This window comes from Paenibacillus sp. TSA_86.1, assembly GCF_052691815.1.
The window spans coordinates 602,342-625,340 of the sequence record NZ_JBQZGE010000002.1 but is presented as its reverse complement, the minus strand read 5'-3'; the positions used below and the strand labels follow the sequence as shown (position 1 = coordinate 625,340).

At 45.7% G+C, this 22,999-nt stretch carries 21 protein-coding genes; 17 read left to right on the top strand and 4 right to left on the bottom strand.

The features are described from left to right. A complete protein-coding gene (gene nspC / locus ACUTVW_RS08785; RefSeq protein WP_445645417.1) occupies nucleotides 1-1,128 on the top strand; it encodes a carboxynorspermidine decarboxylase in 1,128 nt (375 codons plus the stop codon). A 122-nt stretch (nucleotides 1,129-1,250) separates the two neighbouring features. On the opposite strand, the gene ACUTVW_RS08780 is transcribed toward nspC, so the two are convergent. After that, a complete protein-coding gene (locus ACUTVW_RS08780) occupies nucleotides 1,251-2,042 on the bottom strand; it encodes an SDR family NAD(P)-dependent oxidoreductase (RefSeq protein WP_445645416.1) in 792 nt (263 codons plus the stop codon). Between the two features lie 113 nt (nucleotides 2,043-2,155). Here ACUTVW_RS08780 and ACUTVW_RS08775 point away from each other — a divergent pair, with 113 nt between their 5' ends. Together ACUTVW_RS08775 and ACUTVW_RS08770 are read left to right on the top strand one after the other, a co-directional pair. Continuing rightward, the gene (locus ACUTVW_RS08775; RefSeq protein WP_445645415.1) at nucleotides 2,156-2,512 is read left to right on the top strand and encodes a MerR family transcriptional regulator; all 357 of its coding nucleotides are present in this window, start codon (nucleotides 2,156-2,158) and stop codon (nucleotides 2,510-2,512) included. Between the two features lie 142 nt (nucleotides 2,513-2,654). Further along, nucleotides 2,655-3,527: a YitT family protein gene (locus ACUTVW_RS08770; protein ID WP_445645414.1), complete on the top strand. Its 873-nt coding sequence runs from the start codon at nucleotides 2,655-2,657 to the stop codon at nucleotides 3,525-3,527. A gap of 86 nt (nucleotides 3,528-3,613) precedes the next feature. On the opposite strand, the gene ACUTVW_RS08765 is transcribed toward ACUTVW_RS08770, so the two are convergent. Then, nucleotides 3,614-4,285 carry a cyclase family protein gene (locus ACUTVW_RS08765; RefSeq protein WP_445645413.1) on the bottom strand — a complete coding sequence of 224 codons (672 nt, stop codon included), beginning with the start codon at nucleotides 4,283-4,285 and terminating at the stop codon, nucleotides 3,614-3,616. Nucleotides 4,286-4,405: 120 nt separating this feature from the next. Here ACUTVW_RS08765 and ACUTVW_RS08760 point away from each other — a divergent pair, with 120 nt between their 5' ends. Together ACUTVW_RS08760 and ACUTVW_RS08755 are read left to right on the top strand one after the other, a co-directional pair. Then, the gene (locus tag ACUTVW_RS08760) at nucleotides 4,406-4,603 is read left to right on the top strand and encodes a hypothetical protein (RefSeq protein ID WP_445645412.1); all 198 of its coding nucleotides are present in this window, start codon (nucleotides 4,406-4,408) and stop codon (nucleotides 4,601-4,603) included. Nucleotides 4,604-4,823: 220 nt separating this feature from the next. Then, nucleotides 4,824-5,957, top strand: coding sequence for a serine hydrolase domain-containing protein (locus ACUTVW_RS08755; RefSeq protein ID WP_445645411.1), 1,134 nt, complete (start codon nucleotides 4,824-4,826; stop codon nucleotides 5,955-5,957). A gap of 69 nt (nucleotides 5,958-6,026) precedes the next feature. Here ACUTVW_RS08755 and ACUTVW_RS08750 read toward each other — a convergent pair whose 3' ends face one another. After that, nucleotides 6,027-7,061, bottom strand: coding sequence for a DMT family transporter (locus ACUTVW_RS08750; protein ID WP_445645410.1), 1,035 nt, complete (start codon nucleotides 7,059-7,061; stop codon nucleotides 6,027-6,029). 275 nt (nucleotides 7,062-7,336) lie between these two features. Between ACUTVW_RS08750 and ACUTVW_RS08745 the strand changes: the two genes are divergently transcribed. The 9 genes from ACUTVW_RS08745 to glyA all read left to right on the top strand — a co-directional run bounded on the left by ACUTVW_RS08745 (nucleotide 7,337) and on the right by glyA (nucleotide 16,500). After that, complete coding sequence (locus ACUTVW_RS08745) at nucleotides 7,337-8,326, top strand: LacI family DNA-binding transcriptional regulator (RefSeq protein ID WP_445645409.1); 990 nt, start codon at nucleotides 7,337-7,339, stop codon at nucleotides 8,324-8,326. Then, the gene (gene rbsK / locus ACUTVW_RS08740; RefSeq protein WP_445645408.1) at nucleotides 8,319-9,197 is read left to right on the top strand and encodes a ribokinase; all 879 of its coding nucleotides are present in this window, start codon (nucleotides 8,319-8,321) and stop codon (nucleotides 9,195-9,197) included. The genes ACUTVW_RS08745 and rbsK overlap by 8 nt, the downstream gene beginning before the upstream one ends. After that, nucleotides 9,197-9,598: a D-ribose pyranase gene (rbsD, locus tag ACUTVW_RS08735; protein WP_445645407.1), complete on the top strand. Its 402-nt coding sequence runs from the start codon at nucleotides 9,197-9,199 to the stop codon at nucleotides 9,596-9,598. Before rbsK ends, rbsD begins: the two co-directional genes overlap by 1 nt. Before the next feature lie 14 nt (nucleotides 9,599-9,612). After that, a complete protein-coding gene (locus tag ACUTVW_RS08730; RefSeq protein WP_445645406.1) occupies nucleotides 9,613-11,094 on the top strand; it encodes a sugar ABC transporter ATP-binding protein in 1,482 nt (493 codons plus the stop codon). A gap of 1 nt (nucleotide 11,095) precedes the next feature. Next, nucleotides 11,096-12,067, top strand: coding sequence for an ABC transporter permease subunit (locus ACUTVW_RS08725; protein WP_434751208.1), 972 nt, complete (start codon nucleotides 11,096-11,098; stop codon nucleotides 12,065-12,067). 15 nt (nucleotides 12,068-12,082) lie between these two features. Further along, complete coding sequence (rbsB, locus tag ACUTVW_RS08720; RefSeq protein ID WP_445645405.1) at nucleotides 12,083-13,015, top strand: ribose ABC transporter substrate-binding protein RbsB; 933 nt, start codon at nucleotides 12,083-12,085, stop codon at nucleotides 13,013-13,015. Between the two features lie 230 nt (nucleotides 13,016-13,245). Then, nucleotides 13,246-13,989, top strand: coding sequence for a YggS family pyridoxal phosphate-dependent enzyme (locus tag ACUTVW_RS08715; protein ID WP_445645404.1), 744 nt, complete (start codon nucleotides 13,246-13,248; stop codon nucleotides 13,987-13,989). Between the two features lie 20 nt (nucleotides 13,990-14,009). Beyond that, a complete protein-coding gene (locus ACUTVW_RS08710) occupies nucleotides 14,010-15,215 on the top strand; it encodes a benzoate/H(+) symporter BenE family transporter (RefSeq protein WP_445645403.1) in 1,206 nt (401 codons plus the stop codon). Nucleotides 15,216-15,240: 25 nt separating this feature from the next. After that, entirely contained in the window at nucleotides 15,241-16,500 is a 1,260-nt protein-coding gene (gene glyA, locus ACUTVW_RS08705; protein ID WP_445645402.1) for a serine hydroxymethyltransferase, read from the top strand. 64 nt (nucleotides 16,501-16,564) lie between these two features. On the opposite strand, the gene pdxR is transcribed toward glyA, so the two are convergent. After that, nucleotides 16,565-17,995 carry a MocR-like pyridoxine biosynthesis transcription factor PdxR gene (gene pdxR / locus ACUTVW_RS08700; protein WP_445645401.1) on the bottom strand — a complete coding sequence of 477 codons (1,431 nt, stop codon included), beginning with the start codon at nucleotides 17,993-17,995 and terminating at the stop codon, nucleotides 16,565-16,567. Nucleotides 17,996-18,244: 249 nt separating this feature from the next. Here pdxR and ACUTVW_RS08695 point away from each other — a divergent pair, with 249 nt between their 5' ends. The 3 genes from ACUTVW_RS08695 to ACUTVW_RS08685 all read left to right on the top strand — a co-directional run bounded on the left by ACUTVW_RS08695 (nucleotide 18,245) and on the right by ACUTVW_RS08685 (nucleotide 22,843). After that, nucleotides 18,245-20,326 carry a serine hydrolase domain-containing protein gene (locus ACUTVW_RS08695; RefSeq protein ID WP_445645400.1) on the top strand — a complete coding sequence of 694 codons (2,082 nt, stop codon included), beginning with the start codon at nucleotides 18,245-18,247 and terminating at the stop codon, nucleotides 20,324-20,326. A 347-nt stretch (nucleotides 20,327-20,673) separates the two neighbouring features. After that, entirely contained in the window at nucleotides 20,674-22,122 is a 1,449-nt protein-coding gene (locus ACUTVW_RS08690) for an amino acid ABC transporter substrate-binding protein/permease (protein WP_445645399.1), read from the top strand. After that, entirely contained in the window at nucleotides 22,115-22,843 is a 729-nt protein-coding gene (locus ACUTVW_RS08685) for an amino acid ABC transporter ATP-binding protein (protein ID WP_445645398.1), read from the top strand. Before ACUTVW_RS08690 ends, ACUTVW_RS08685 begins: the two co-directional genes overlap by 8 nt. The last annotated feature ends 156 nt before the right edge of the window (nucleotides 22,844-22,999 follow it).

The following is a 22,999-nucleotide window of genomic DNA, read 5'->3' as shown; positions in this document are numbered from 1 at the left end:
ATGCGGTTCGAGCAATTACCGACACCCTGTTATGTTGTTGACGAAGGTCTGATTGAGAAAAACTTGAAAATCCTGAACGGTGTGATGCAACGTACAGGAGCAAAGATCGTACTCGCGCAGAAGGCGTTCTCTATGACGGCGATGTATCCACTCATTGGAGAATACCTGAGCGGTGCGACTGCGAGCGGTTTGTATGAAGCACGCCTCGGTCACGAAGAGATGGGCAAAGAGAATCATGTCTTTGCTCCGGCTTTTCGTGAGGAAGAGATCGATGAGATAGTTTCCATCTGCGACCACATCATTTTTAATTCCTTCTCGCAGCTGGCAAAATTCAAGGAAAAAGCACTGCAAGCTGGCTGTAAGGTTGGCTTGCGTGTAAATCCGGAATGCTCCACTCAAGAAGGACATGAGATCTATGATCCATGTTCCCCAGGTTCGCGCTTTGGCGCCAAGGAGGAGGATTTCCGCGCAGAGATGCTCGAAGGGGTATCTGGACTGCATTTCCACACTCTGTGTCAGCAAAACTCGGACGATCTGGAAACCACCCTGAATGCTGTTGTTGAGAAGTTCGGACAGTGGCTGCCACAGATGGAATGGATCAACTTCGGCGGTGGACACCATATTACCCGTGAAGATTACGACATTTCAAGACTGGAAGTTTGTATTAAACGGATGCAAAACGATTACGATCTCGAAGTATATTTGGAGCCAGGAGAAGCGGTTGCCCTCAACGCAGGTTACCTGGTAACTTCCGTATTGGACTTCCACAAGAATGGCATGGATATTGCCATTTTGGATACTTCAGCAACGTGTCATATGCCAGATGTGCTGGAAATGCCATATCGCCCGCCATTGATCGGATCAGGAGAAGCGGGTGAGAAAGCGCACCTGTATCGTTTGGGTGGCCAAACGTGTCTGTCTGGTGACGTGATTGGTGACTACTCATTCGATGAGCCCCTAAAAGAAGGCGACCGCCTTGTATTCGAAGACATGGCGATCTACTCCATGGTTAAAACCAATACGTTCAACGGCATGCCGCTTCCAGCCATTGCGGTTAAACGCAAAGATGGCGATTGCGAAGTTGTACGTGAATTCGGATATCAGGATTTCAAAATGCGCTTGGCATAATACTATATTATATTTCCTAAGAATATAGAGATATTAACAATAGCGATAACCATATTGCAGTACAACGTAAAAAGGCTGTCCAAGGTCACAACTCCGTGTGACCAGGGGACAGCCTTTTTACGCTACTCGTAATATTCGTTTGAATCTACAGGTTTGCTTGCAGCTCTCGCGGCATAGGGGAAGATAGGATCTTTCAGTTCGAACTCATAGGTTAGCCCGTTTACAATACCTACGACATTTTGGCTGTCATACAGATCAAGTAAAAATCCTGCCATCTGTTCGGCAGTATGGAACTTGGGCACACGGCCTTCATATTGGAACTGATCCAGATCAAAGGCACGTTCGGCAAACTCGGTCTCTGTTGCAGCAGGTGCCAGCACTTTAGCTTGCATTGGAGCGCCTTTGCTCTGAAGTTCTTGTGCCAGGCCTTCAGTAAAGGCGCTGACATAAAACTTGGTCGCACAGTACGTCACAGCATCCGGTACAATCGTATAGCCGCCCCCTGAAGAGATGTTGATGATCTGCGTGCCCCGAGTATTGGCATAATCCCGAACATAGAGAGTGGAGAGAATCGTAAGTGCTTCAATATTCAGATGAAGCATTTGTTCGATTTTAGGCAAATTTTGCTCACCGACCGAAGCGAAGTTGCCAAAGCCTGCGTTGTTGATCCATGTTTCAATGGAGTAACCTTTCAAGCTTTCATAGAAAGCATGTACATCTGCGGCAATGGACAAATCTACTGTACGAACAACAACATCCAGTTCCGGATTGAGTTCGGCAATCTTATTTTTCAACAAATCCAAAGCTTCTGTTCTGCGCGCAGCTAAAATGAGATGTTTGCCTCTGGCTGCAAAAGCTAAAGCGGCTTCATAGCCGATACCTGAGCTTGCACCGGTAATAACGGTATATTTCATGTGAATTCCTCCTGGGATCAATGCTAAGCATTATTGTGGGATGACCACGAATTGATTATACTGATTAGAGTTTACTCTAAGTCAAGCACTCAGGTGGAGGGGGTGAAACAACAATGCATACCATCGGAGAAGTGGCCGAAATGCTGGGCATCAGCGCATACACACTACGTTATTATGAGAAGGAACAGATCATAGTACCTTTACGGGATTCCAGTGGGGACAGGCGGTACAATGAGTCTCATCTCCAATGGCTTCAGTTTGTCATCAAGCTAAAAGAAACACAAATGCCAATCGCGAAGATCAAGCAGTATGCTTCTTTATTTCAGGAAGGAGAACATACCGCTACCGAACGTTTGAAGCTTCTGGAGAACCATAAAAAATCCGTTGAACAGCAGATGAATACGCTCCACGCAGCGAATGAAATGTTGGAACTTAAAATTACGGCATATCGATCATTTATCGGGAAATAATGTAATGAGGTCGAATGCGATGAGCAGAATATCCTGCTTTTTGAAATGACCCTCTATTGCCAAACGTGTGATTTTTGTTATAGACTATTTTTTATGTTTGTTAAAATTTATGTTGTTCATCGTTCACCAAGGGGGAAATGGAATGCATCAACACAAAGCACACAAGTCTAACCAGCTCAAAATCCTTTCCAAAGTGCTACTCATCATTATCGGGGGATTCATCACGGCCTATGGTCTGGAGGCTATATTGATTCCAAACCAGGTATCCGATGGTGGCGTGACCGGTCTCAGTATCGTAGGTTCGAATCTGTTCGGCTTGCCACTCGGAGTATTGATCGGACTGTTAAACATCCCGTTTGTATGGCTCGGTTACAAGCAGATTGGTAAAAGCTTTGCGTTATACTCCGTCATCGGAATTGCTTCACTGGCGATCAGTGCCAGTTTGATGCATCATGTGCCTACGATTATTAAAGGTGATACGTTGCTGGTTACGGTTGTGGGTGGTATCATCATCGGTTTTGGTATGGGTCTCGCACTGCGTAACGGCGGAGCGCTGGATGGGATCGATATGCTTGCCGTGTTGTTATCACGTAAACTGCCGTTCGGAACGAGTGATCTGATTTTGTTCCTGAACATGTTTGTATTTATCGTTGTTTCGACTGTATTTGGTTTGCAAGGAGCTATCTTATCAGGACTTGCTTATTTTATTGCTTCTAAAGTGATACATATTGTCGAAGAAGGTTTGAGCGGCTCGAAGACATTCAAAATTATCACAACACAACCTGAGATTATGGTGGAAACGATTCGTGACCGACTCGGGCGTGGAGCAACGTATACCGAGGCATATGGTGGATACTCTAACGAGCAGTTCAAGGAAATCACCTGTGTCATCAACCGGATGGAAGAGAGTAAAATCAAAGAAATTATTAATGAGATTGACCCGACAGCCTTTGTTGTTGTCTACGATGTAGCCGAAGTGAAGGGCGGCAATTTCAAGAAGAAGGACATTCACTAAGAACAAGCGTTGATAAGAGCAACCCTCTTGTCAGCGCTTTTTCTTATCTTTTTTTCACAAAACCATAATCAATCCGCTAGCCAGCCTTAGTCTTCGGTAAAAACAGTAGCAAAGCTGCTATCCACACCTTCGATGTACAGGGGGACCGCGTAAACTTTGGCGATGTGAGAAAGATCCTGATTCAGATTCAGATCTTCAATGACGAGTATATACTTGCCATCGACCCGTCCTTTGCCCAGAATAATCTGGTGAAAAGCAACGGCTTCCTTCGGATGATTCGCTGCACCAGCGGATATGATATCTATACCTATGGCACGCAGGGAATCAAAAATCATCAAGTACTGTGCTGCCGATGCGGATAAACCTGGGTTGTGATTAGCGTACCGCTCGGGATCAGATGAGCGAATTCTGCCAAAACCCGTGCGAATAAGCACAAGATCCGCTCCAGCGATCAGATGCTCATATGGCTCAAGATCAGCTTTGGTGATCAACTCATCATCACTTTTGGGAATATCAATAATTACAGGGTAGTTGAAAATAAAATCATCAATCGGAATCTCGCTGATCTTCTTGCCTTGAGGATTAAAGTGCCATGGGGCATCGATATGTGTTCCATTATGATTGAGACTTGAGATAATAAACTGGTTATAAGGATCACCTTGAGCAATACTGGATTGCTGCTCTATCACAATTGGAGGATTGTCTTTGTATACCGGGGTGTTCACACCTAGCGGATAAGATAAGAGAAGGCGTGTCATATTGGGTGTTATCTCCTTCCTGTTGTTGCAACCTGGATTTCGTGCATAAGTAGGGCTTACGTATGGAAAACTTGTTTAGTGTGAAGAAATACATGACAGTTTAATGAGGAGGTTAGTGTGATGACCAAGCAGGACCCACAGGAACTTTTGAAGCAAAAGCATGAACAGGATGATCACAAAAGACAATTCACCAATTTCTCCCGCAATGTATCAGGACATGGTGAGGTGGAAGCAGGCCAGGAATTTAGTCAGGATCACGTGACTGATGATCAGAACCGCATGAAATCGGTAGAGAATAGAAGAGCTTATCCAAATTAGCGTACAAATATGATGGTAAGGTAATTAGCTGGTCCAGTCATGGATCAGCTTTTTGCATTTGAAAAGCAATACCTCGCCTAACGAAATTAACATTTAATCAAACTAGTCAACAGGTTCAAAAGGTCGTATAGTAGTATATGTTGAAGGAAAGAGAAGTATATTTCGCTAAGTGCTCCTGAGAGCACAAATAAAATAATTTTACATATAAGGATGGGGAAATATGGACTTTAAACCGGTTGCTTCATTAATTGATCGCTTGACCTCCTGGAGAGTTCCTTGGGCAGAAGTGCTTATCATGCATCATAATGAAATCGTTTTCCAGTATCGCAATGGATTTGAGAATCTGGAGGAGAAGACTCCAATTCGGGATAACGCCATCTTTAATTTGTACTCCATGACCAAGATTATGACCTGTGTTGCTGCACTGCAACTGGTTGAGAAAGGGGATATCTTATTACTGGACCCGCTGTCTCAGTATTTACCTGAATTTAAGGAAATGCAGGTGAAAAAGTCACTTCCGAATGGTGAGGTGTATTTTGAGAAAGCGACCAGACCTATTACGGTGCGTGATCTATTTACAATGACAGCGGGCTTTTCCTATGATATCCATGCGCCAAGTATTAAGGAAGCTGTAGAACGCACGAATGGAACGCTGCCTACGCGGGAGTTTGCTAGAGCTGTGGCGAAAGAACCGCTGATGTTTGAACCGGGAACACACTGGAATTACAGCATGTGTCATGATGTACTCGGTGCATTGGTGGAAGTCGTAAGTGGCAAGCGATTCGGCACATACTTGCAAGATGAGATTATTCAACCGCTTGGTATGTACGATACCACTTTTGATCTGAACGAAGACCAGCAGTCTCGCTTGATCCCGCAATATCTTTTTGATGAGGAGCAGGATAAAGCTGTGCGTATGGACGGAAACGGTTTCCGCGTGGGTACAGAACTGGATAGCGGTGGTGCCGGTTTATTGTCCACGGTGAACGATTACGCCAAGTTTTTGAATGCGCTGACCGGATTTGGCACAAGCCCTGAAGGTGTACGTATCTTGTCACGGGCTTCTGTGGAGCTCATGAGAACCGATCACTTGAACGAGATGACACGCCCAGATTTTTCATGGGATCATATGTATGGGTACGGTTATGGTCTCGGGGTTCGTACACATATCTCCACAGCAGGCAGTGGATCACTTAGTCCAGTTGGCGAATTTGGATGGGCTGGCGCGGCTGGCTGTATGGCGATCATTGACCCGGATTCGGGACTGACCGTGATGTATGCGCAGCATCTCCTGAACAGCCAGGAGCATTATGTACAGCGGCGCTTGCGCAATGCAGTATATTCTTGCCTGTAAGCTGGAACGTAAGCTGGTTAAATTGAACTGATATTAGGGTATCGATTATATATAAACAAAAGCCGCTGATTAGCGGCTTTTTGTCATTCGGAGTGCGTTTACACGGTTGACCAGATAAATTCCCACAGATACTAATATTAACGCAACAAGGTTTTTCAGTTCCCATATCGTTTCTCCGAGAAATAGTGCAGATAACAATGCGCCAAAGATAGGGATCAGGAAGTTATAGACCGATACTTTGCCAACCTTGTTGTACTTCAGAAGCAGATTCCACAAGCAGAAAGCCACGGATGAGAGCAAAGCCAGATAAACCAGATTCAGTGTGGATTCCCATGTAAAATGTGTAACTTGACCGCCGAGCGAGAGGCCGAGCAAAGTCAGTACCAGTCCGCCAACCAGCAGGCTGATGCCTGTGATCATCATAACATCAATAACCGCAGTTAAACGCTTCGCATAAATGGCTGTAATCGAGAAAACGAGAGCTGCCATAATGATAAATCCTTCTCCTGTGAAAGAGAATGAAAAGGTAAGCAAGTCGGCATGAAAGTTGACGATAATGACACCGATGAATCCAAGCACACAACCCATAATTTTGTTACGGCTCAGCTTATCATTTTTATAGATAAAATGAGCTAGCACAACGCTGAAAAACGTCGTAGTTGCATTCATGATGGAGCCTTTCACACCCGTGGTGTTCGCTACGCCTACATAAAAAAACATATATTGCAGTCCTGTCTGCAGCACGCCGAGTATGCTCAAACTTGCCCATTCACGTCCGCTAAGCTTGGGCTTGCGTCTGAAACCAATCCGATATAGAAGGAGGAGCAATATACCCGCCAAGCTGAATCGATACCCCGCAAAAACGTACTTTGAAGCGATATCTTCGGGCAGAATATGAAAAGCCACGTAGCCGAGTTTGATGGAAGGATAGGCACTTCCCCATAATAAGCAGCATAAGCCTGCAACGAGCATGACGATGAACGGGTCGCTAAATCTGCTTCGGTGTTCCTGCATGTCTGGAGTGGTGCTTTCTATTGCCGTAATATCTCTTTTTGCATTCACTGTTGCCTTTGAACTGGTAAGTGTTGACTCTCTTTCAATCACGCTTAATCTTCTCCTCGCTTGTTGTGCACACCTGTATGTATGGATATAATGTCATGTCTTATAGACCATATCATAAAATACAGCGTTTGTGTTGGGAGAAAAGTTGGAGATAGAGCTAATCCAGCTCTACTGCATAATCAAATCAGCTTAAATGGGATGTTTTTTTGAAAACAAAAGTAGTCTGGGGTATATTTCCATTGAAAGACCCCTTGCCAAATAAAAAAGAATGTGATAATTTAATGTCTGTAACCGGTTACACATAAGGAGAACATTCCATGACAACGATTAAAGACGTAGCGAATTTAGCTGGCGTATCCGTAGCCACGGTATCCAGAGTGATCAATGACAGGGGATATGTGCACGCAGACACACGCAAGAAAGTTGAAGATGCAGTTAACGCACTTCACTTTTCACCGAATGAAGTAGCACGCTCACTATACACACGCAAGTCGAAACTGATCGGACTACTGCTTCCCGATATTGCGAATCCTTATTTCCCTCAACTGGCAAGAGGTGTGGAGGATCGGATGCAGGAGCAGGATTATAGATTAATATTTGGAAACAGCGATGAGGATGAACGGAAGGAGCAGGATTACATCCAGACGTTTATCCAAAATAACGTCGTGGGTGTAATCTCGTCCACCAACTATCCTCACTCTTCAATATATGAAAAGCTGAAGATTCCTGTCGTCTTTCTGGACAGAACTTCACTGGATCGACCATCGGTCTATGCCGATGGTAGAGAAGGCGGAAGGCTGGCTGCCAAGGAAATCATTGAACGAGGCAGCAAACGTATTACCGTAATGCAAGGACCGTCTCATATTCGGCCGGCTCAAGATCGGTTTGAAGGCGCTATTGAGGTCATCCGCGAAGCAGGACTGGATTATGAGATTATTCAAACAACCTCGTTTTCCTTTAATGAAGCGGGTGTGTGGGCAGAGGAACTGTTCAGAAAATTTCCGGACACGGACGGCGTGATTGCCAGTAATGACATCGCCGCAATGGCGGTATTGCATGAAGCTTATCGGATTGGGAGGAACGTCCCGCATGACGTACAGGTTATCGGGTTTGACGACATACCGATGAGTGGATTATTGTCACCCGCATTGTCTACGATTCGTCAGCCTGCATATGAAATGGGCAGAGAAGCGGCAGGATTACTTATTCAGTTAGTAGAGCAAAATAAGATGGAGAGTAAAAACATACAGTTGCCTGTGTCCTTCATTGAACGGGGAACAACAAGAAAGGTGAGAAACGATGGCTAACATTTGTGTAATTGGAAGCAGTTCAATGGACTTGGTCGTGACATCTTCCAGAAGACCGGGCGCGGGAGAAACCGTGCTTGGTGAAAGCTTCAAAACAGTACCCGGCGGGAAAGGCGCCAATCAAGCTGTTGCTGCAGCTCGTTTGGGAGCCGAAGTTGTGATGATCGGCCGAGTTGGAGATGATATATTCGGTACAGATATTTTAGAAAACTTTAAAGCGAATCGTGTAAACACAAGCAATGTGAAACCGGTTACACATTCTGAAAGTGGTACGGCTCATATCATTTTGGCAGAGGGAGATAATAGCATTGTGGTGGTTGAAGCGGCCAATCGTGAAGTGACACCTGCTTATGTGAATGAAGCTGCTGAAGCGATTCGCAACGCGGATATTGTACTGATCCAGCAGGAGATTCCAGAAGAAACCGTAGTTCATGTCAGCCAGTTATGTGCGGAATACAAGACGCCCTTACTACTCAATCCGGCTCCTGCCCGTGCAGTTCCGCAAGAGGTGATCGACAATGCATCGTATATTACACCGAATGAGCATGAGGCCGAAATTTTGTTCAAAGGGTTGAAGCCAGCCGAAGCCTTACGTCAACATCCAAACAAGTTATTTATTACAGAAGGCAGCAAAGGTGTTCGATATTTTGACGGTAATGAAGAGATTCTTGTGCCAACTTATAAAGTCGAAGCCGTAGATACAACCGGAGCTGGCGATACGTTTAATGCAGCATTTGCAGTCGCTTTGGCTGAGGGAAAATCGATTCAGGACAGTGTGCGTTTTGCCAATCGGGCGGCGTCATTATCTGTGACCAAGTTTGGTGCACAGGGCGGTATGCCAACCAGGGACGAAGTAGAGGAGAACTTGTAATGAAAAGAAACGGCATCTTGAACAGTCACATCTCTAAAATCTTGTCTGATCTGGGGCATACGGATCAAATCGCCATTGCGGATGCGGGCTTGCCCGTTCCGGATGGCGTGCTCAAGATTGATCTGGCACTCAAACTCGGAACACCAACCTTCAGTGAGGTGCTGGACGTTATAACGGAAGATATGGTGATTGAGAAAGTCATCGTAGCTAGTGAGATACATGAAGGGAATCCACAGACATTGTCCTATTTGAAAGAAAAGTTTGACTCGGAGGTTATCGACGATAGTCAGAACCATGAGCAGTTTAAAGCCTTAACCCAGAAGGTGAAAGCGGTTATTCGTACAGGTGAGGCTACACCGTATGCCAATTGCATTTTACAATCGGGAGTTCATTTCGGTTAAAAGGAGGCAGCACCATGCACATTCAGATGCATAATATCCATAAAGCGTTTGGCACAAATCAAGTGTTAAGCGGCGTGGATTTCGAATTAAAAGAAGGTGAGGTTCATGCCCTGATGGGGGAGAACGGAGCCGGCAAATCAACGCTCATGAATATTCTGATTGGCCTGCACCAGCGTGATCAAGGGACGATTGAGATTGATGGTAAGGAAACATATTTTGGCAGTCCAAAAGAAGCAGAGCAACTCGGCATTACATTTATTCACCAAGAGTTAAATGTTTGGCCAGAGATGACGGTGCTGGATAACCTGTTTATCGGCAAGGAGATATCGTCCTCCATGGGGTTGCTGAACACGAAACAGATGAAAGCGCTTGCTGTCGAACAATTCGCCAAACTGTCGGTGGACATCCCGCTGGAGCGCCCTGCAGGAGAGTGCTCTGTGGGACAGCAGCAGATGATTGAGATTGCCAAAGCGCTTATGACCGATGCCAAAGTCATTATCATGGACGAGCCAACAGCGGCTTTGACCGAACGTGAGATCCAGAAGCTGTTTGGTGTCATACGTTCCTTGCAAAAGAACGGCGTATCCATTGTATACATCTCTCACCGGATGGAGGAAATCTTCACGATCTGTGATCGCATCACCATTATGCGTGACGGGCGAACCGTAGATACCAAGGCGATTGCTGAGACAAACTTTGATGAAGTCGTGCGTAAGATGGTAGGACGTGAACTGACGGAGCGTTATCCGTCCCGCAATCCGAAGTATGGCGAAGTGGTGCTTGAGGTGCGGGAAGTAAACCGAAAGGGATTGTTCGAAAATGTCAGCTTTGATGTGAAAGCCGGCGAAGTACTCGGTTTCTCCGGTCTGATGGGATCAGGGCGTACGGAGATCATGAGAGCGATTTTTGGTCTGGATCGGCTGGACAGCGGAGAAATCAAGATACGTGGCAAAAAGGTAAACATTCGGAAACCGGCGGATGCGGTGAAGCACGGCATTGGTTTTATTACAGAAGACCGGAAGGATGAAGGGCTGGTGCTCGACTTTTCCATCCGTGAAAATATGGCACTGACGAATTTGTTCAGTTTCTCCAATAAAGGTTTCATCTCGAATGCGAAAGAACAGGAGTTTGTGGACACACTGATCAAACGATTGCAGATCAAAACCCAATCCTCGGAAACCGCGGCTCGGAACTTATCCGGGGGAAATCAGCAGAAGGTTGTCATTGCCAAATGGGTGGGTATTGGTCCAAGTGTACTCATTCTGGACGAGCCTACACGCGGGGTAGACGTTGGAGCGAAGCGTGAGATCTATCAGCTCATGAACGAACTGACAGACCGCGGTGTTGCGATTATCATGGTTTCTTCCGAACTGCCTGAAGTGCTGGGTATGAGTGACCGCATTGCCGTTGTGCATGAGGGTCACATTACCGGCGTGCTGCCGAAGGAACAAGCGACACAAGAACATATTATGACTCTAGCTACAGGGGGACAGTAACATGACAACAATGCAGGACACTAAAACAGCCAAAAGCGGGTTCCGCTTGTCTAGCGTAACACAAAAACTCGGTCCATTACTCGGATTAATCATCCTGATTGTGATTGTTTCGGTGCTTAATCCAAGTTTCTTGGAACCGCTTAACATTCTAAACCTGCTACGTCAGGTTTCCATTAATGCCTTGATTGCATTTGGCATGACGTTTGTTATTCTCACTGGCGGGATAGACCTGTCGGTGGGTTCTATACTCGCTTTATCCAGTGCGTTTGTAGCCAACATGATGTTATCGGGTCTGGATCCGATTCTGTCGATCATTATCGGGGTTGCACTTGGCGGAGTCATGGGTATGGTGAACGGACTTATGGTTACCAAGGGTAATATGGCTCCTTTTATCGCCACCCTTGCAACGATGACCATTTTCAGAGGTTTGACACTGGTATACACGAATGGTAATCCGATCACGGGGCTTGGTGATAGCCTGTTGTTCCAATTGTTTGGACGGGGATACCTGCTCGGCATTCCGGTACCAGCCATTACAATGCTGATTACGTTTGTTATTCTGTGGACCATTTTGCATAAAACGGCCTTCGGCCGCAAAACGTACGCCATCGGCGGTAATGAAAAAGCTTCAATTATCTCGGGTATTAAAGTATCCCGTGTCAAAATTATGATCTACTCCCTTGCAGGGATGCTCGCCGCGCTGGCTGGTGCGATTCTGACATCTCGTCTGAATTCCGCTCAACCTACGGCAGGTACATCCTATGAGCTGGATGCCATCGCTGCAGTTGTGCTGGGCGGAACAAGCCTTTCTGGCGGCCGCGGACGCATTGTAGGTACATTGATTGGTGTGCTGATCATCGGTGTACTGAATAACGGTCTGAACCTGCTCGGTGTGAACTCCTTCTACCAGATGGTCGTGAAGGGTGTCGTTATTGCTATCGCTGTCCTGCTGGACCGCAAGAAAACTGCTTAAGGGAGAGAAAACAACATGAAAAAATGGACACTAACGCTTGTTAGCATGATACTGATCGTTGTTCTGGCCGGATGTTCGCTGGAGCCGCCAGGCTGGGCGAAACCAAAGTCAGCCGGAGGTAAGGAACAGAAAAAAATCGGTTTGTCGATCTCGACACTGAACAACCCGTTCTTCGTTTCACTGAAAGATGGTGTCGTTGCTGAAGCACAGAAACAAGGTATTCAAGTTGTTGTCGTAGATGCACAGAACGATTCCGCGAAGCAAACGAACGATGTGGATGACCTGATTCAGCAGGGCGTTGATGCCTTGTTAATCAATCCGGCCGATTCCGCGGCGATCTCTACAGCCGTTCAATCCGCCAATAGTGTTGGCATTCCGGTAATTACGCTTGACCGCTCTGCGGATAAAGGTGAAGTTGCAGCGCTCGTCGCATCGGATAATGCAAAGGGTGGACGCATGGCTGCTGAATATATCGTGAAGCAGCTTGGTGAAGGTGCTAAAGTGATTGAACTTGAAGGTGTACCGGGTGCATCAGCCACCCGTGAGCGTGGCAAAGGTTTCCATGAGATTGCAGACCAGAAGCTCGATGTGGTTGCCAAACAGTCCGCTGACTTTGACCGCTCCAAAGGTCTGAATGTCATGGAGAACTTGTTGCAAGGTAACCCAGGAGTTCAAGCCGTGTTTGCTCATAATGACGAAATGGCTCTGGGGGCCATTGAAGCAATCCAAAGCTCCGGTAAAGATATCCCGGTGATCGGATTTGACGGTAACGACGATGCCATTAAATCAATTAAGGATGGTAAGCTCACGGCAACCGTAGCTCAACAACCTGATTTGATCGGACAGCTTGCATTGCAGGCCGCACTCGATGTGTTGAGTGGTGAACAAGTGGAGAAATCCATACCAGCTGAATTGAAGCTGGTAACAAAAGATAACGTGAATCAATAATTCTATATTTAAAAGGTAATACACGAATCCCGCTCTGGCTGATAAAGCCGGAACGGGATTTTTTATCGTGAAAATCATAGATGGTTTAACTCGAATCAGGCTCATTCGTGACTCCAATTGCAAATTGCTGAATTTTGGATTGCACAAAAATTATATCTTTGGATATACATATTCAGTCCATAGATTGTTATACTGTCATTCAAATGGTGAGTAGAAAGGGGCATCTTTGCTTGGATCATCCGGTTGAAGAAAATTTAAAGATGGTTAGAAAACAAATGGAACTGGCTTGCAAGGCTTCTGGACGAAATGTAAACGATGTGCAGCTGCTTTTAGCGACGAAAACGGTACCGCTTGAGAAGTTACAGGTCGCTGTGCAGGCAGGTGAACAGCTGTTTGGAGAAAACAAGGTACAGGAATTGCGAGATAAATATCCTCTTATGGAGCAGTCCAAAGCGGTGGAATGGCATTTTATCGGACATCTGCAGACGAATAAAGTAAAGGAGGTTGTGAAGTATGTGACAATGATCCATTCGGTGGATCGTCTGAAGCTCGGGCAGGTGTTACATGACCAGCTTGTCAAAGAACAGCGGACCATGGACATTCTTGTACAAATTAATACGTCCTATGAAGAAAGTAAATTCGGTGCTTCTCCAGAGGATGCAGTGAAGCTCGTTGAACAATTGTCTCAATTTGAAACACTGAATGTAAAAGGATTAATGACGATAGGGAAGCTGCATGCATCAGCTGATGAGACACGCCAATGTTTTCGGTTGTTGAAACAGCTCAGTATGCAGATCAGAGAGAGAAACATCCCGCGTGTCGACATGGGCATGTTATCGATGGGCATGTCGGGTGATTTCAGTATGGCGATTGAAGAGGGAGCGACCATTGTTCGTGTCGGAACCAATGTATTTGGCCCACGTTATCTGCCCGATGAATATTACTGGAACGAACATAAAAAGATAGAAGATTAGTTGAGGGGCAGGGGTTTACATTGAAAACAGCATTTAATAAGATTCGCGGGCGCGATTTGATATCGCCAGTGACCGCCGCTCTAATTTCTGTAATTGTCAATTATGGAGGGACCTTCATTCTTGTGTTTCAAGCAGCTAAAGCAGCAGGGTTAAGCCCGGAAATGACTGCTTCCTGGATATGGTCCATTTCGATTGGCGTGGGGATCACAGGGATTTGGCTTAGTTATCGCTATAAAGAACCTATCATAACAGCGTGGTCTACCCCAGCTGCAGCCTTCCTTGTCTCCATGCTGGCTGTAACTCCTTATTCTGAAGCCATAGGTGCTTATATGATATCCGCCGTTGGTTTTGTCATTTTGGGCATGTCTGGCTTGTTCGAACGGTTCGTGCGATTAATTCCGCCAGGGATCGCTTCCGGTTTACTTGCAGGAATTTTACTCCAGTTTGGTATCTCCGCGTTTGAAGGGGCCAAGGTCGAACCTGGATTGGTTATTCTGTTGTTCACCACTTACATCGTGTTAAAACGGTTTACATCTCGCTATGCCATCGTTGGTATATTGGTTCTCGGCCTGATCTATCTGATGATTATGGGGAAAACCGATTTTAGCTCCATTCAGCTCGCGGTCGCTTTACCTGTATTCACTGCGCCTGAATTCTCAATTCAAGCGTTGCTCGGTGTGGCCCTGCCGTTATTTATTATTACGCTGACGGGGCAGTACATGCCAGGTATGCTGGTTCTCCGCAATGATGGTTTTCGAACGAGTGCCAACCCTATATTAACGGTAACCGGACTGGGTTCACTAATCGCTGCACCATTCGGCTCACATGCATTTAACGTGGCAGCCATTACCGCAGCCATATGTACAGGAAAAGATGCGCATGAAGATGCGTCCAAGCGTTATATTGCGGGCATTGCCTGCGGAGTTTTCTACATAACTGTGGGAATTTTTGGTGTAACCTTAGCCGCATTATTTTTAATTCTTCCAGCAGCTTTTATCGCCACCTTAGCAGGACTGGCTTTGCTTGGAACGATCGGCGGTAGCCTGGCTAACGCTTTGGCGGATCCGAACGGACGGGAAACGGCATTGATTACATTTTTAGCAACAGCCGCTAATGTAACTTTGTTTGGTATCGGCGGTGCATTTTGGGGACTTGTGGCTGGAGTCATGGCCCATCTTCTAATCCATTATAAATTTGGAAAAAAACAACTTGGAACGAATGCTTAAGAAAAAGGAAGGGATGATGGTCAAGATGTTAAAACATATAGAGAATCAAGATAAAACTTTGGCAGCAGCAACCCGTCACGAGCTTGCAAGACAGCGGGATACGATAGAATTGATTGCTTCAGAGAATTTTGTGAGCCAAGCCGTAATGGAGGCCACGGCCAGCGTATTAACCAATAAATATGCAGAGGGCTATTCGGGCAGAAGATATTATGGTGGATGCGAGCATGTTGATACGGTAGAGGATATTGCTAATCACCGCTTGAAACAACTATTTGGTGCTGAACATGCGAATGTGCAGCCTCATTCCGGTTCACAGGCGAATATGGCTGTATATCTTGCCTCGGCCCGGATGGGTGATACGATTCTTGGAATGAATCTTGCTCATGGCGGTCATTTGACCCATGGAAATCTTGTTAATTTTTCAGGAATGTTTTATCACTTTGTTCCCTATGGTGTTGATCCAGAAACGGGTCTTATTGACTTTGACGAAGTTCGAAAACTGGCTCACAAACATCGTCCACGAATGATCGTTGCAGGCGGAAGTGCATACCCGAGGCGCATTGATTTCGAGCTTTTTGCTCAAATTGCTTCCGAAGTGGGTGCCTTACTATTTGTAGATATGGCACACATTGCGGGCATTGTTGCAGCAGGATTACACCCTAACCCCGTACCGCATGCACATATTGTATCAACCACGACACACAAGACGCTGCGAGGTCCGCGTGGAGGTGCTATTTTGTGTAAGGAATCCTGGGCACAGGCCATCGATAAAGCTGTTTTTCCGGGAACACAGGGCGGGCCGTTTATGCATATTATTGCGGGAAAAGCAGTCGCTTTTGGGGAAGCCATGCAATCTGATTTCACGGTTTATATGAGAAACGTTCTGAATAATGCCAAAGTAATGGCAGAAACGCTAATCAATGAAGGGCTTTCGCTTGTTTCTGGAGGGACCGATAATCATCTCATTCTTGTTGATCTGCGCAGCGTTGGCCTTACGGGGAAAGATGCTCAAATTATGCTGGATGAAGCAGGCATCACGGCAAATAAAAATTCGATTCCTTATGATACAGCAAGTCCGTTAGTTACAAGCGGTATTCGGTTTGGAACTCCGGCTATGACAACCAGAGGACTTGGCGCCGGGGAGATGAAAGAAATCGCCGAGCTTATCGCGCTTGCTTTTAAAAACCCAGCGAACACTAAAGTAAAGCAGCACATATCAGGTTGTGTGCGCGAGATCACATCTCGATTTCCCCTGTACGAAACAGGGGCCTCGTTCACCTCATAAATAGATACAGCCCGTCTGCAATCTTCTTATTGATTTTGGATTGCCTGCGGGCTGTATTCAATTGTTATAATACGGTGCTGGCCAATCGGGAGATGCCTTCTTCGATTCGTTCCTCATCTACTTTTGCAAAACCTAATACCCACCCCTTACGATCACTCTCCAGGCAATATCTGCTCAGTGGATAAACACAGACGCCCTGCCTGCGGGCGGCAGAGGTTATTGCTGCTTCATCACATGGGTTATCTGCTTCAAGCAGCATATGTAATCCCGTTTCTACACCGCTTAATCTAAAACGCGAACTAAGACCGGAAGAATGGATGGCTCTGGTCATGACCTCGTGTCTGCGGCGATAAACGTTACGAACCCTTCTCATATGGCGCATAAAGTGCCCCCGCTCAATAAAATGATTCAACGTTAGCTGCTCCATAATGGGTAGATGGCGATAGGTCAATTCATGAACCTGTGTAAGCCGATCCATGGCTACTTTAGGTCCTATAATCGCGGACAACCGAATACCGGGTGCGATCATTTTGGAAAAACTCATCATATAAAGCGTGTTCTGAGGCAGTTGACTGAACAGGGTTGGAAGCGGATCTCCACGGTATCTGAATTCACTGTCGTAATCGTCCTCAATAATCCACATTCCCCGTTGACCTGCCAAGTGTAATAATTGCTGCCTGCGAGGCTCTGACATAATAACACCAGCGGCGCATTGATGCGAAGGGGTGACAAATACGAGCCTGGATTCTGGGTGGATGCGATCTATGCACAGCCCCTGCTCATCAACCGGTACGGCATCGATCTGCATACCGCGGTATCTCATGGTGGTCCAAGCGGCAGGAAAACCGGGGTCCTCCACGGTTACTTTGTCTCCTCCAGTCAGAAGTGCCTGAGCAATCAAATCAATACTGTGCTGTGCACCTGAAGTTAACAAAATCTGATCAACTTCAATATGAATTCCTCGTTCCAGTGACAAGTATCGTTGGATCTGTTCTCGCAGCGGCAGGAAACCTCGGGCATCGCCATACGACCAAATATCGAGGTTGGGTTCAGCTGACACCTGCAAAAATGATTTTCTCCAGGATTGCGTGAACGTTTCATCTATGTATGGCTCGTGCGGGTTAAAATCAATGTCCACCTGCGTTGCATCTCGATCACCAAACCAGCTCTGCAGCTTGGCAATGGATTCGTGTACTACAGGCAGTGCGGGCGGTACAGGCCCGGACGGTGGCTCCTCTTCTAAAGAACGGAGCACCTGGATCGAGCGGCTGACTCTTGTTCCGCCGCGACGTGAGGTTACCGTATAACCCCGGCTGAATAATTCTTCGTAAACGATCTGAATGGTAGATCGCGAAACACCGATTCGCCCGGCTAACTCACGCGACGGAAGCAGCAGTTCACCTGGAGGCCAGTTCCCGGTTGTAATGTTGTGAATAGCCTGATCAAGCAGCTGCTGCCAGATCGGACGGTCATCATTTCGGTTCACTTTTAACATTATTATAACAACTCCGTTGTTGTTGAAATTATGGATTGCATATTACTTGAACATGATGGGTTTTTGGGCGTTCCATTGTAGGAATATTATCATGATCACAGTTCAATCTGCAATGATGAATCGCTATTATATATTTATTTGACGGTTCATCTTCAGTTCATATTCAGGACGTGGGCAGTTCATTTTCAACACTTATACTGCGTTAGGTAACAGCTCAAACACGACGACCATAGAGCAGAATAGGAGAAGATGAATTTGACACGAAAAAAAAGAACGTCCCTCGTCGCCATGACCTTGGCATTTGCAATGTTAACTCCCACAGCTGCATATGCAGCCGAGGTTCCAGGTAAACTAGACTACGGGTTGACTCAAAAAGCAGTCACCGCGAAAACCAAAACACTAACCGAAACCTACGGTGTCGCGAGTGTACAGTACGCACTTATGGATGGAGGAGAGATCGTTCTCTCAGGACAAACAGGGATCAACGACCCTGCCAAGAGTATACCACTTACGTCAGAAACGATGTATGGCATAGGATCAACAAGTAAAATGTTCCTCACAACCGCGATAATGAAGCTGGTGGACGATGGTAAAGTGAAACTGGATGATCCAGTGGTTAACTATATTCCTGATTTTAAAATGAAGGACAAGCGTTATGCTCAGATTACAATACGTATGCTGTTAAATCATTCATCGGGATTGCTTGGCACATCCAGTAACAGTGCTATTCTCTTCGAAGATGCGGATACGCACGCACATGACACTTTGCTGGATCAGTTAGCCTCACAGCATTTGAAGGCAGATCCTGGAGCCTACTCGGTCTATAGTAATGATGGGTTTTCTTTAGCCGAGATTCTGGTGGAGCGAGTGAGCGGTTTGAGTTTTACGGAATTCATGCATCGTAATATCACAACACCTCTTGGCATGGATCATACCAAAACACCGCAAGATCCGTTGAATCTGAAACAAATGGCAACGACATACTCTGCCAAAAAAGAACAACAGCCGTTGGAGACAACCAACATGATTGCTTCAGGCGGCATCTATTCCACAGCCGAAGATTTGGTGAAGCTGTCACAAGTATTCACAAATGAGAAGAATGGTGTTCTATCCAAAAAATCAGCGAAAGCTACCGGGCAAGAAGAGTACAAACGGGGAGTGTGGCCGGAGGACGGCGACTCATCTATTGCTTACGGTTTGGGATGGGATAGTGTGAACTTGTTTCCATTTAATCAATACGGCATCAAGGCATGGACTAAAGGTGGAAATACAATCGCCTATCATGCTTCTCTGATTGTGTTGCCTGAGCATAACATGGCTGCAGCCGTTACATCTTCAGGAGGTTCAAGTTCAACGAATCAATTGATTGCAACAGAGTTGTTGTTAAGTAGCCTGGAAGAAAAGAAGCTGATTCCAGAGCGTAAAGCGGAGAAGTCGCATGGAGTACCTGTAAAAGCGGTTATGCCGAAAGAAGAAATGAACTATTCCGGAATCTATGGCGGCGGAGCCAATACGTTAATAAAACTGGATGTGCAGGAAAATGGGCAACTCACGATGTCGATGTTAGCGGCACCAAATAGCCCGAAAGAGTCTTACACCTATATTGCTGACGGTTCTTTTGTAAATGAAACAGGTACGGAGAAACTAAAGTTGGTTAAGGAAGATAACGGAAATACGTATCTTTGGACACGTTCGTATCAATCGGTACCTGGACTCGGGCAACTTGCTTCTTCGGAGTATAAGGCTGAGAAGCTTCAAGCCAATCCATTGTCGGGCGAAGCTAAAGCTGCCTGGCAAGCGCGTGTGGGTAAAACGTATGTACTCGTTAATGAAAAACATACCTCGACTCTATATAATACAGCAATGCCGCTTATTCCTATTCAGTTGTTAAGTGAGTTACCAGGGTATATTTATACGAATGCCATTACAGATAGGGATCAAGCTATGAACCAATTGCAGATTCCGGGTGTAGCGGGTCGTGATACGATGGAATTCACTTTTTTCAAGCAAGACGGTGTGGAATATGTCTCACAAGGAGGCAATGTATATGCCAGCCAGGATATCGTGAAACCGGTCTATGCAGGTCGGCAATCAAAAACGACGATTCAGTCGGATGGTTACGCCAAATGGTTTTCGATTCCGACTACGGCTCGCGGGAAAGAAATGAAAGTGAACTTACCTTCCGATGGTTCATTTGTTGTGTATGATGCGTCTGGAGCCAGTCTGAATCATAGCGTAGTCAGTGGTCAAACGACAGTGGTACTACCCGAGAGAGGCTACCTTGTCTTTGCGGGTGAAGCGGGATCAGTCTTTGAGATTACGTTAAAATAAAGTATGAACCCACGATATAAACGAAATGATACTATTTTTGAAACACTGCTGATCGATCTTAAGAATTAAAGTTTATCGATTGGGAATTAATGCTTGTCTATAAGATAGCTAAAAAGTCGCATTTTGCGGCTTTTTTGCATTTTAATGTTTCAAATTTAAAGTTTAGGTTTCGCTAACCTGACCTTCAGGGTAAGTATAAGAGGACTTTTACAAGTGGATTGAAGAAATGCCATGGAAACAAAAATGAAGGTGGGTAGAAAGGGCATTGATTGGTCAAGAGCTGAGAATAATAACCTTAGCATGATTCGGGACATACGTATGGCATGACGTCAAGACGAGGAGGACATATGAAGAATAACAGGATTACAATACTTATACTTACCATGGTGCTGCTTCTGGTGTCCGGCTTTACAGGTTGGACGGGAAGTGTGCAGGCACAGTCGGATTCGGGCAAAACCTATACGATCGGTACCGATATTACCTTTGCACCGTTTGAATTTCAGGAAATTAACGGCGACTTTGTCGGCATCGATATGGATATCATGGCAGCGATCGCCAAGGATCAGAATTTTAAATATGAGATCAAAGCCTTAGGATTTAATGCTGCCGTTCAGGCACTGGAATCGAATCAGGTGGATGGCGTCATTGCAGGTATGAGTATTACGGATGAACGAAAAACCAAATTCGATTTTTCCGATATGTATTTTGAATCGGGCGTGGTTATGGGCGTTAAAGTCAATAATGATACGATAAAAAGCTATGAAGATCTTCGTGGCAAAAAGGTAGCTGTAAAAACGGGGACGGAAGGCTATCGTTTTGCTGAAGCGAACGCATCAAAGTATGGGTTTACCATTGTACCTTTTGATGATTCAGCACAGATGTATGATGATGTGAAAACGGGGAATTCTGCAGCATGTTTTGATGACTTCCCTGTGTTGAAATACGGGGAGAATCAGAAAAACGGACTGAAAGTTGTCACAGAACCAGAAAAAGGTGCACCTTACGGCTTTGCCGTAAGTAAAGGAAAAAACCAGGAGCTGCTGCAAAAGTTTAACGCAGGCCTTGCAAACATCAAGGAGAGCGGTGAATACAAGCGTATTGTAGATAAGTATATAGGTGATAACGCAGAGTCAGTTGCACAATTGGGGCGTATGGAACTTATATACAAATCTTTTCCGGCTTTGTTGAAAGGTTTGGGGAATACACTTTTATACACCATCATGTCTCTATTCTTTGCGTTTATTATCGGTTTGATCTTCGCCTTTATGAAAGTAGGACGTAACAGATTTTTGCGCGGCATTGCCACCGTATTCGTTGATATTTTCCGTGGTATTCCGTTGCTTGTACTCGCGTTCTTCATTTACTTTGGTATTCCTCAGGCATTTGGCTTTACGATGCCGCTGTTCCTTGCAGCGATTCTGACGCTGAGCTTAAATGCCGGAGCGTACGTTACTGAGATTATCCGTGGGGGGATTCAATCGATTGATCGTGGACAGATGGAGGCTGCTCGCTCACTAGGTCTTCCATATCGCAAAGCGATGATGAAAATTGTCATTCCTCAAGCCGTTCGTGTGATGATTCCTTCATTTATTAACCAGATGGTCATTACGCTCAAAGATACATCCATTTTGTCCGTAATCGGGCTGGTTGAGCTTACACAGTCGGGTAAAATCATTATTGCCAGAACCTTATCCTCGTTTGACATATGGTTAACGGTAGCGGTAATGTACTTGATTGTTATCATTACACTGACTAGACTTGCCGATTATCTGGAGGTGAAGATTCGCCGTGACTAAAATTAAAGTAGAAGGTCTGAAGAAAAGCTTCGGTTCCAATCAGGTGCTGAAAGGGATCGACATTGCTGTTAATGAAGGCGAGGTTGTATGTGTCATCGGCCCATCCGGTTCGGGAAAAAGTACATTTCTTCGTTGCATCAACTGTCTGGAGGACATTACTGCAGGCCGTGTGATCGTCGATGATCAGGACTTGAACAGTCGTGACACCGATCTTAACAAAGCCCGTGAGAACATTGGTATGGTATTCCAGCACTTTAATCTATTTCCTCACTTTAGTGTGCTCAAAAATATTATGTTCGCGCCAATGGAACTTGGTAAATTAAATCAAGCACAGGCTAGGGACACCGCGCTTCGCTTGCTTGACCGTGTCGGTCTTTCAGATAAAGCGGAGAGCTTTCCAAGTCAGCTCTCGGGCGGACAGAAGCAGCGCGTAGCTATTGCTCGTGCACTCGCGATGAACCCGGATGTTATGTTGTTCGATGAACCTACATCGGCACTTGACCCAGAGATGGTTGGAGAGGTGCTTGGTGTCATGAAGGATCTCGCAAGAGAAGGCATGACCATGATGATTGTTACGCATGAGATGGGCTTTGCCCGCGAAGTTGCGGATCGGGTTATTTTTATGGATGGCGGATATATTGTTGAGGAAGGAAATCCTGAACAGATCTTCGGCAAACCGCAGAATGAACGCACAATCAGCTTTTTGGAAAAGGTGCTCTAATTACATTCAAATTGTGGATGAACAAAAAAGTCGCATATGCGGCTTTTTTTATTTTGTACATGGATTGCATATGGGACTATAATAGGATTTCTGAAAACAATGAATATATGGTAGCTATTATCCATATAACAACGTTATAAATCCCCTGCAAAGGAG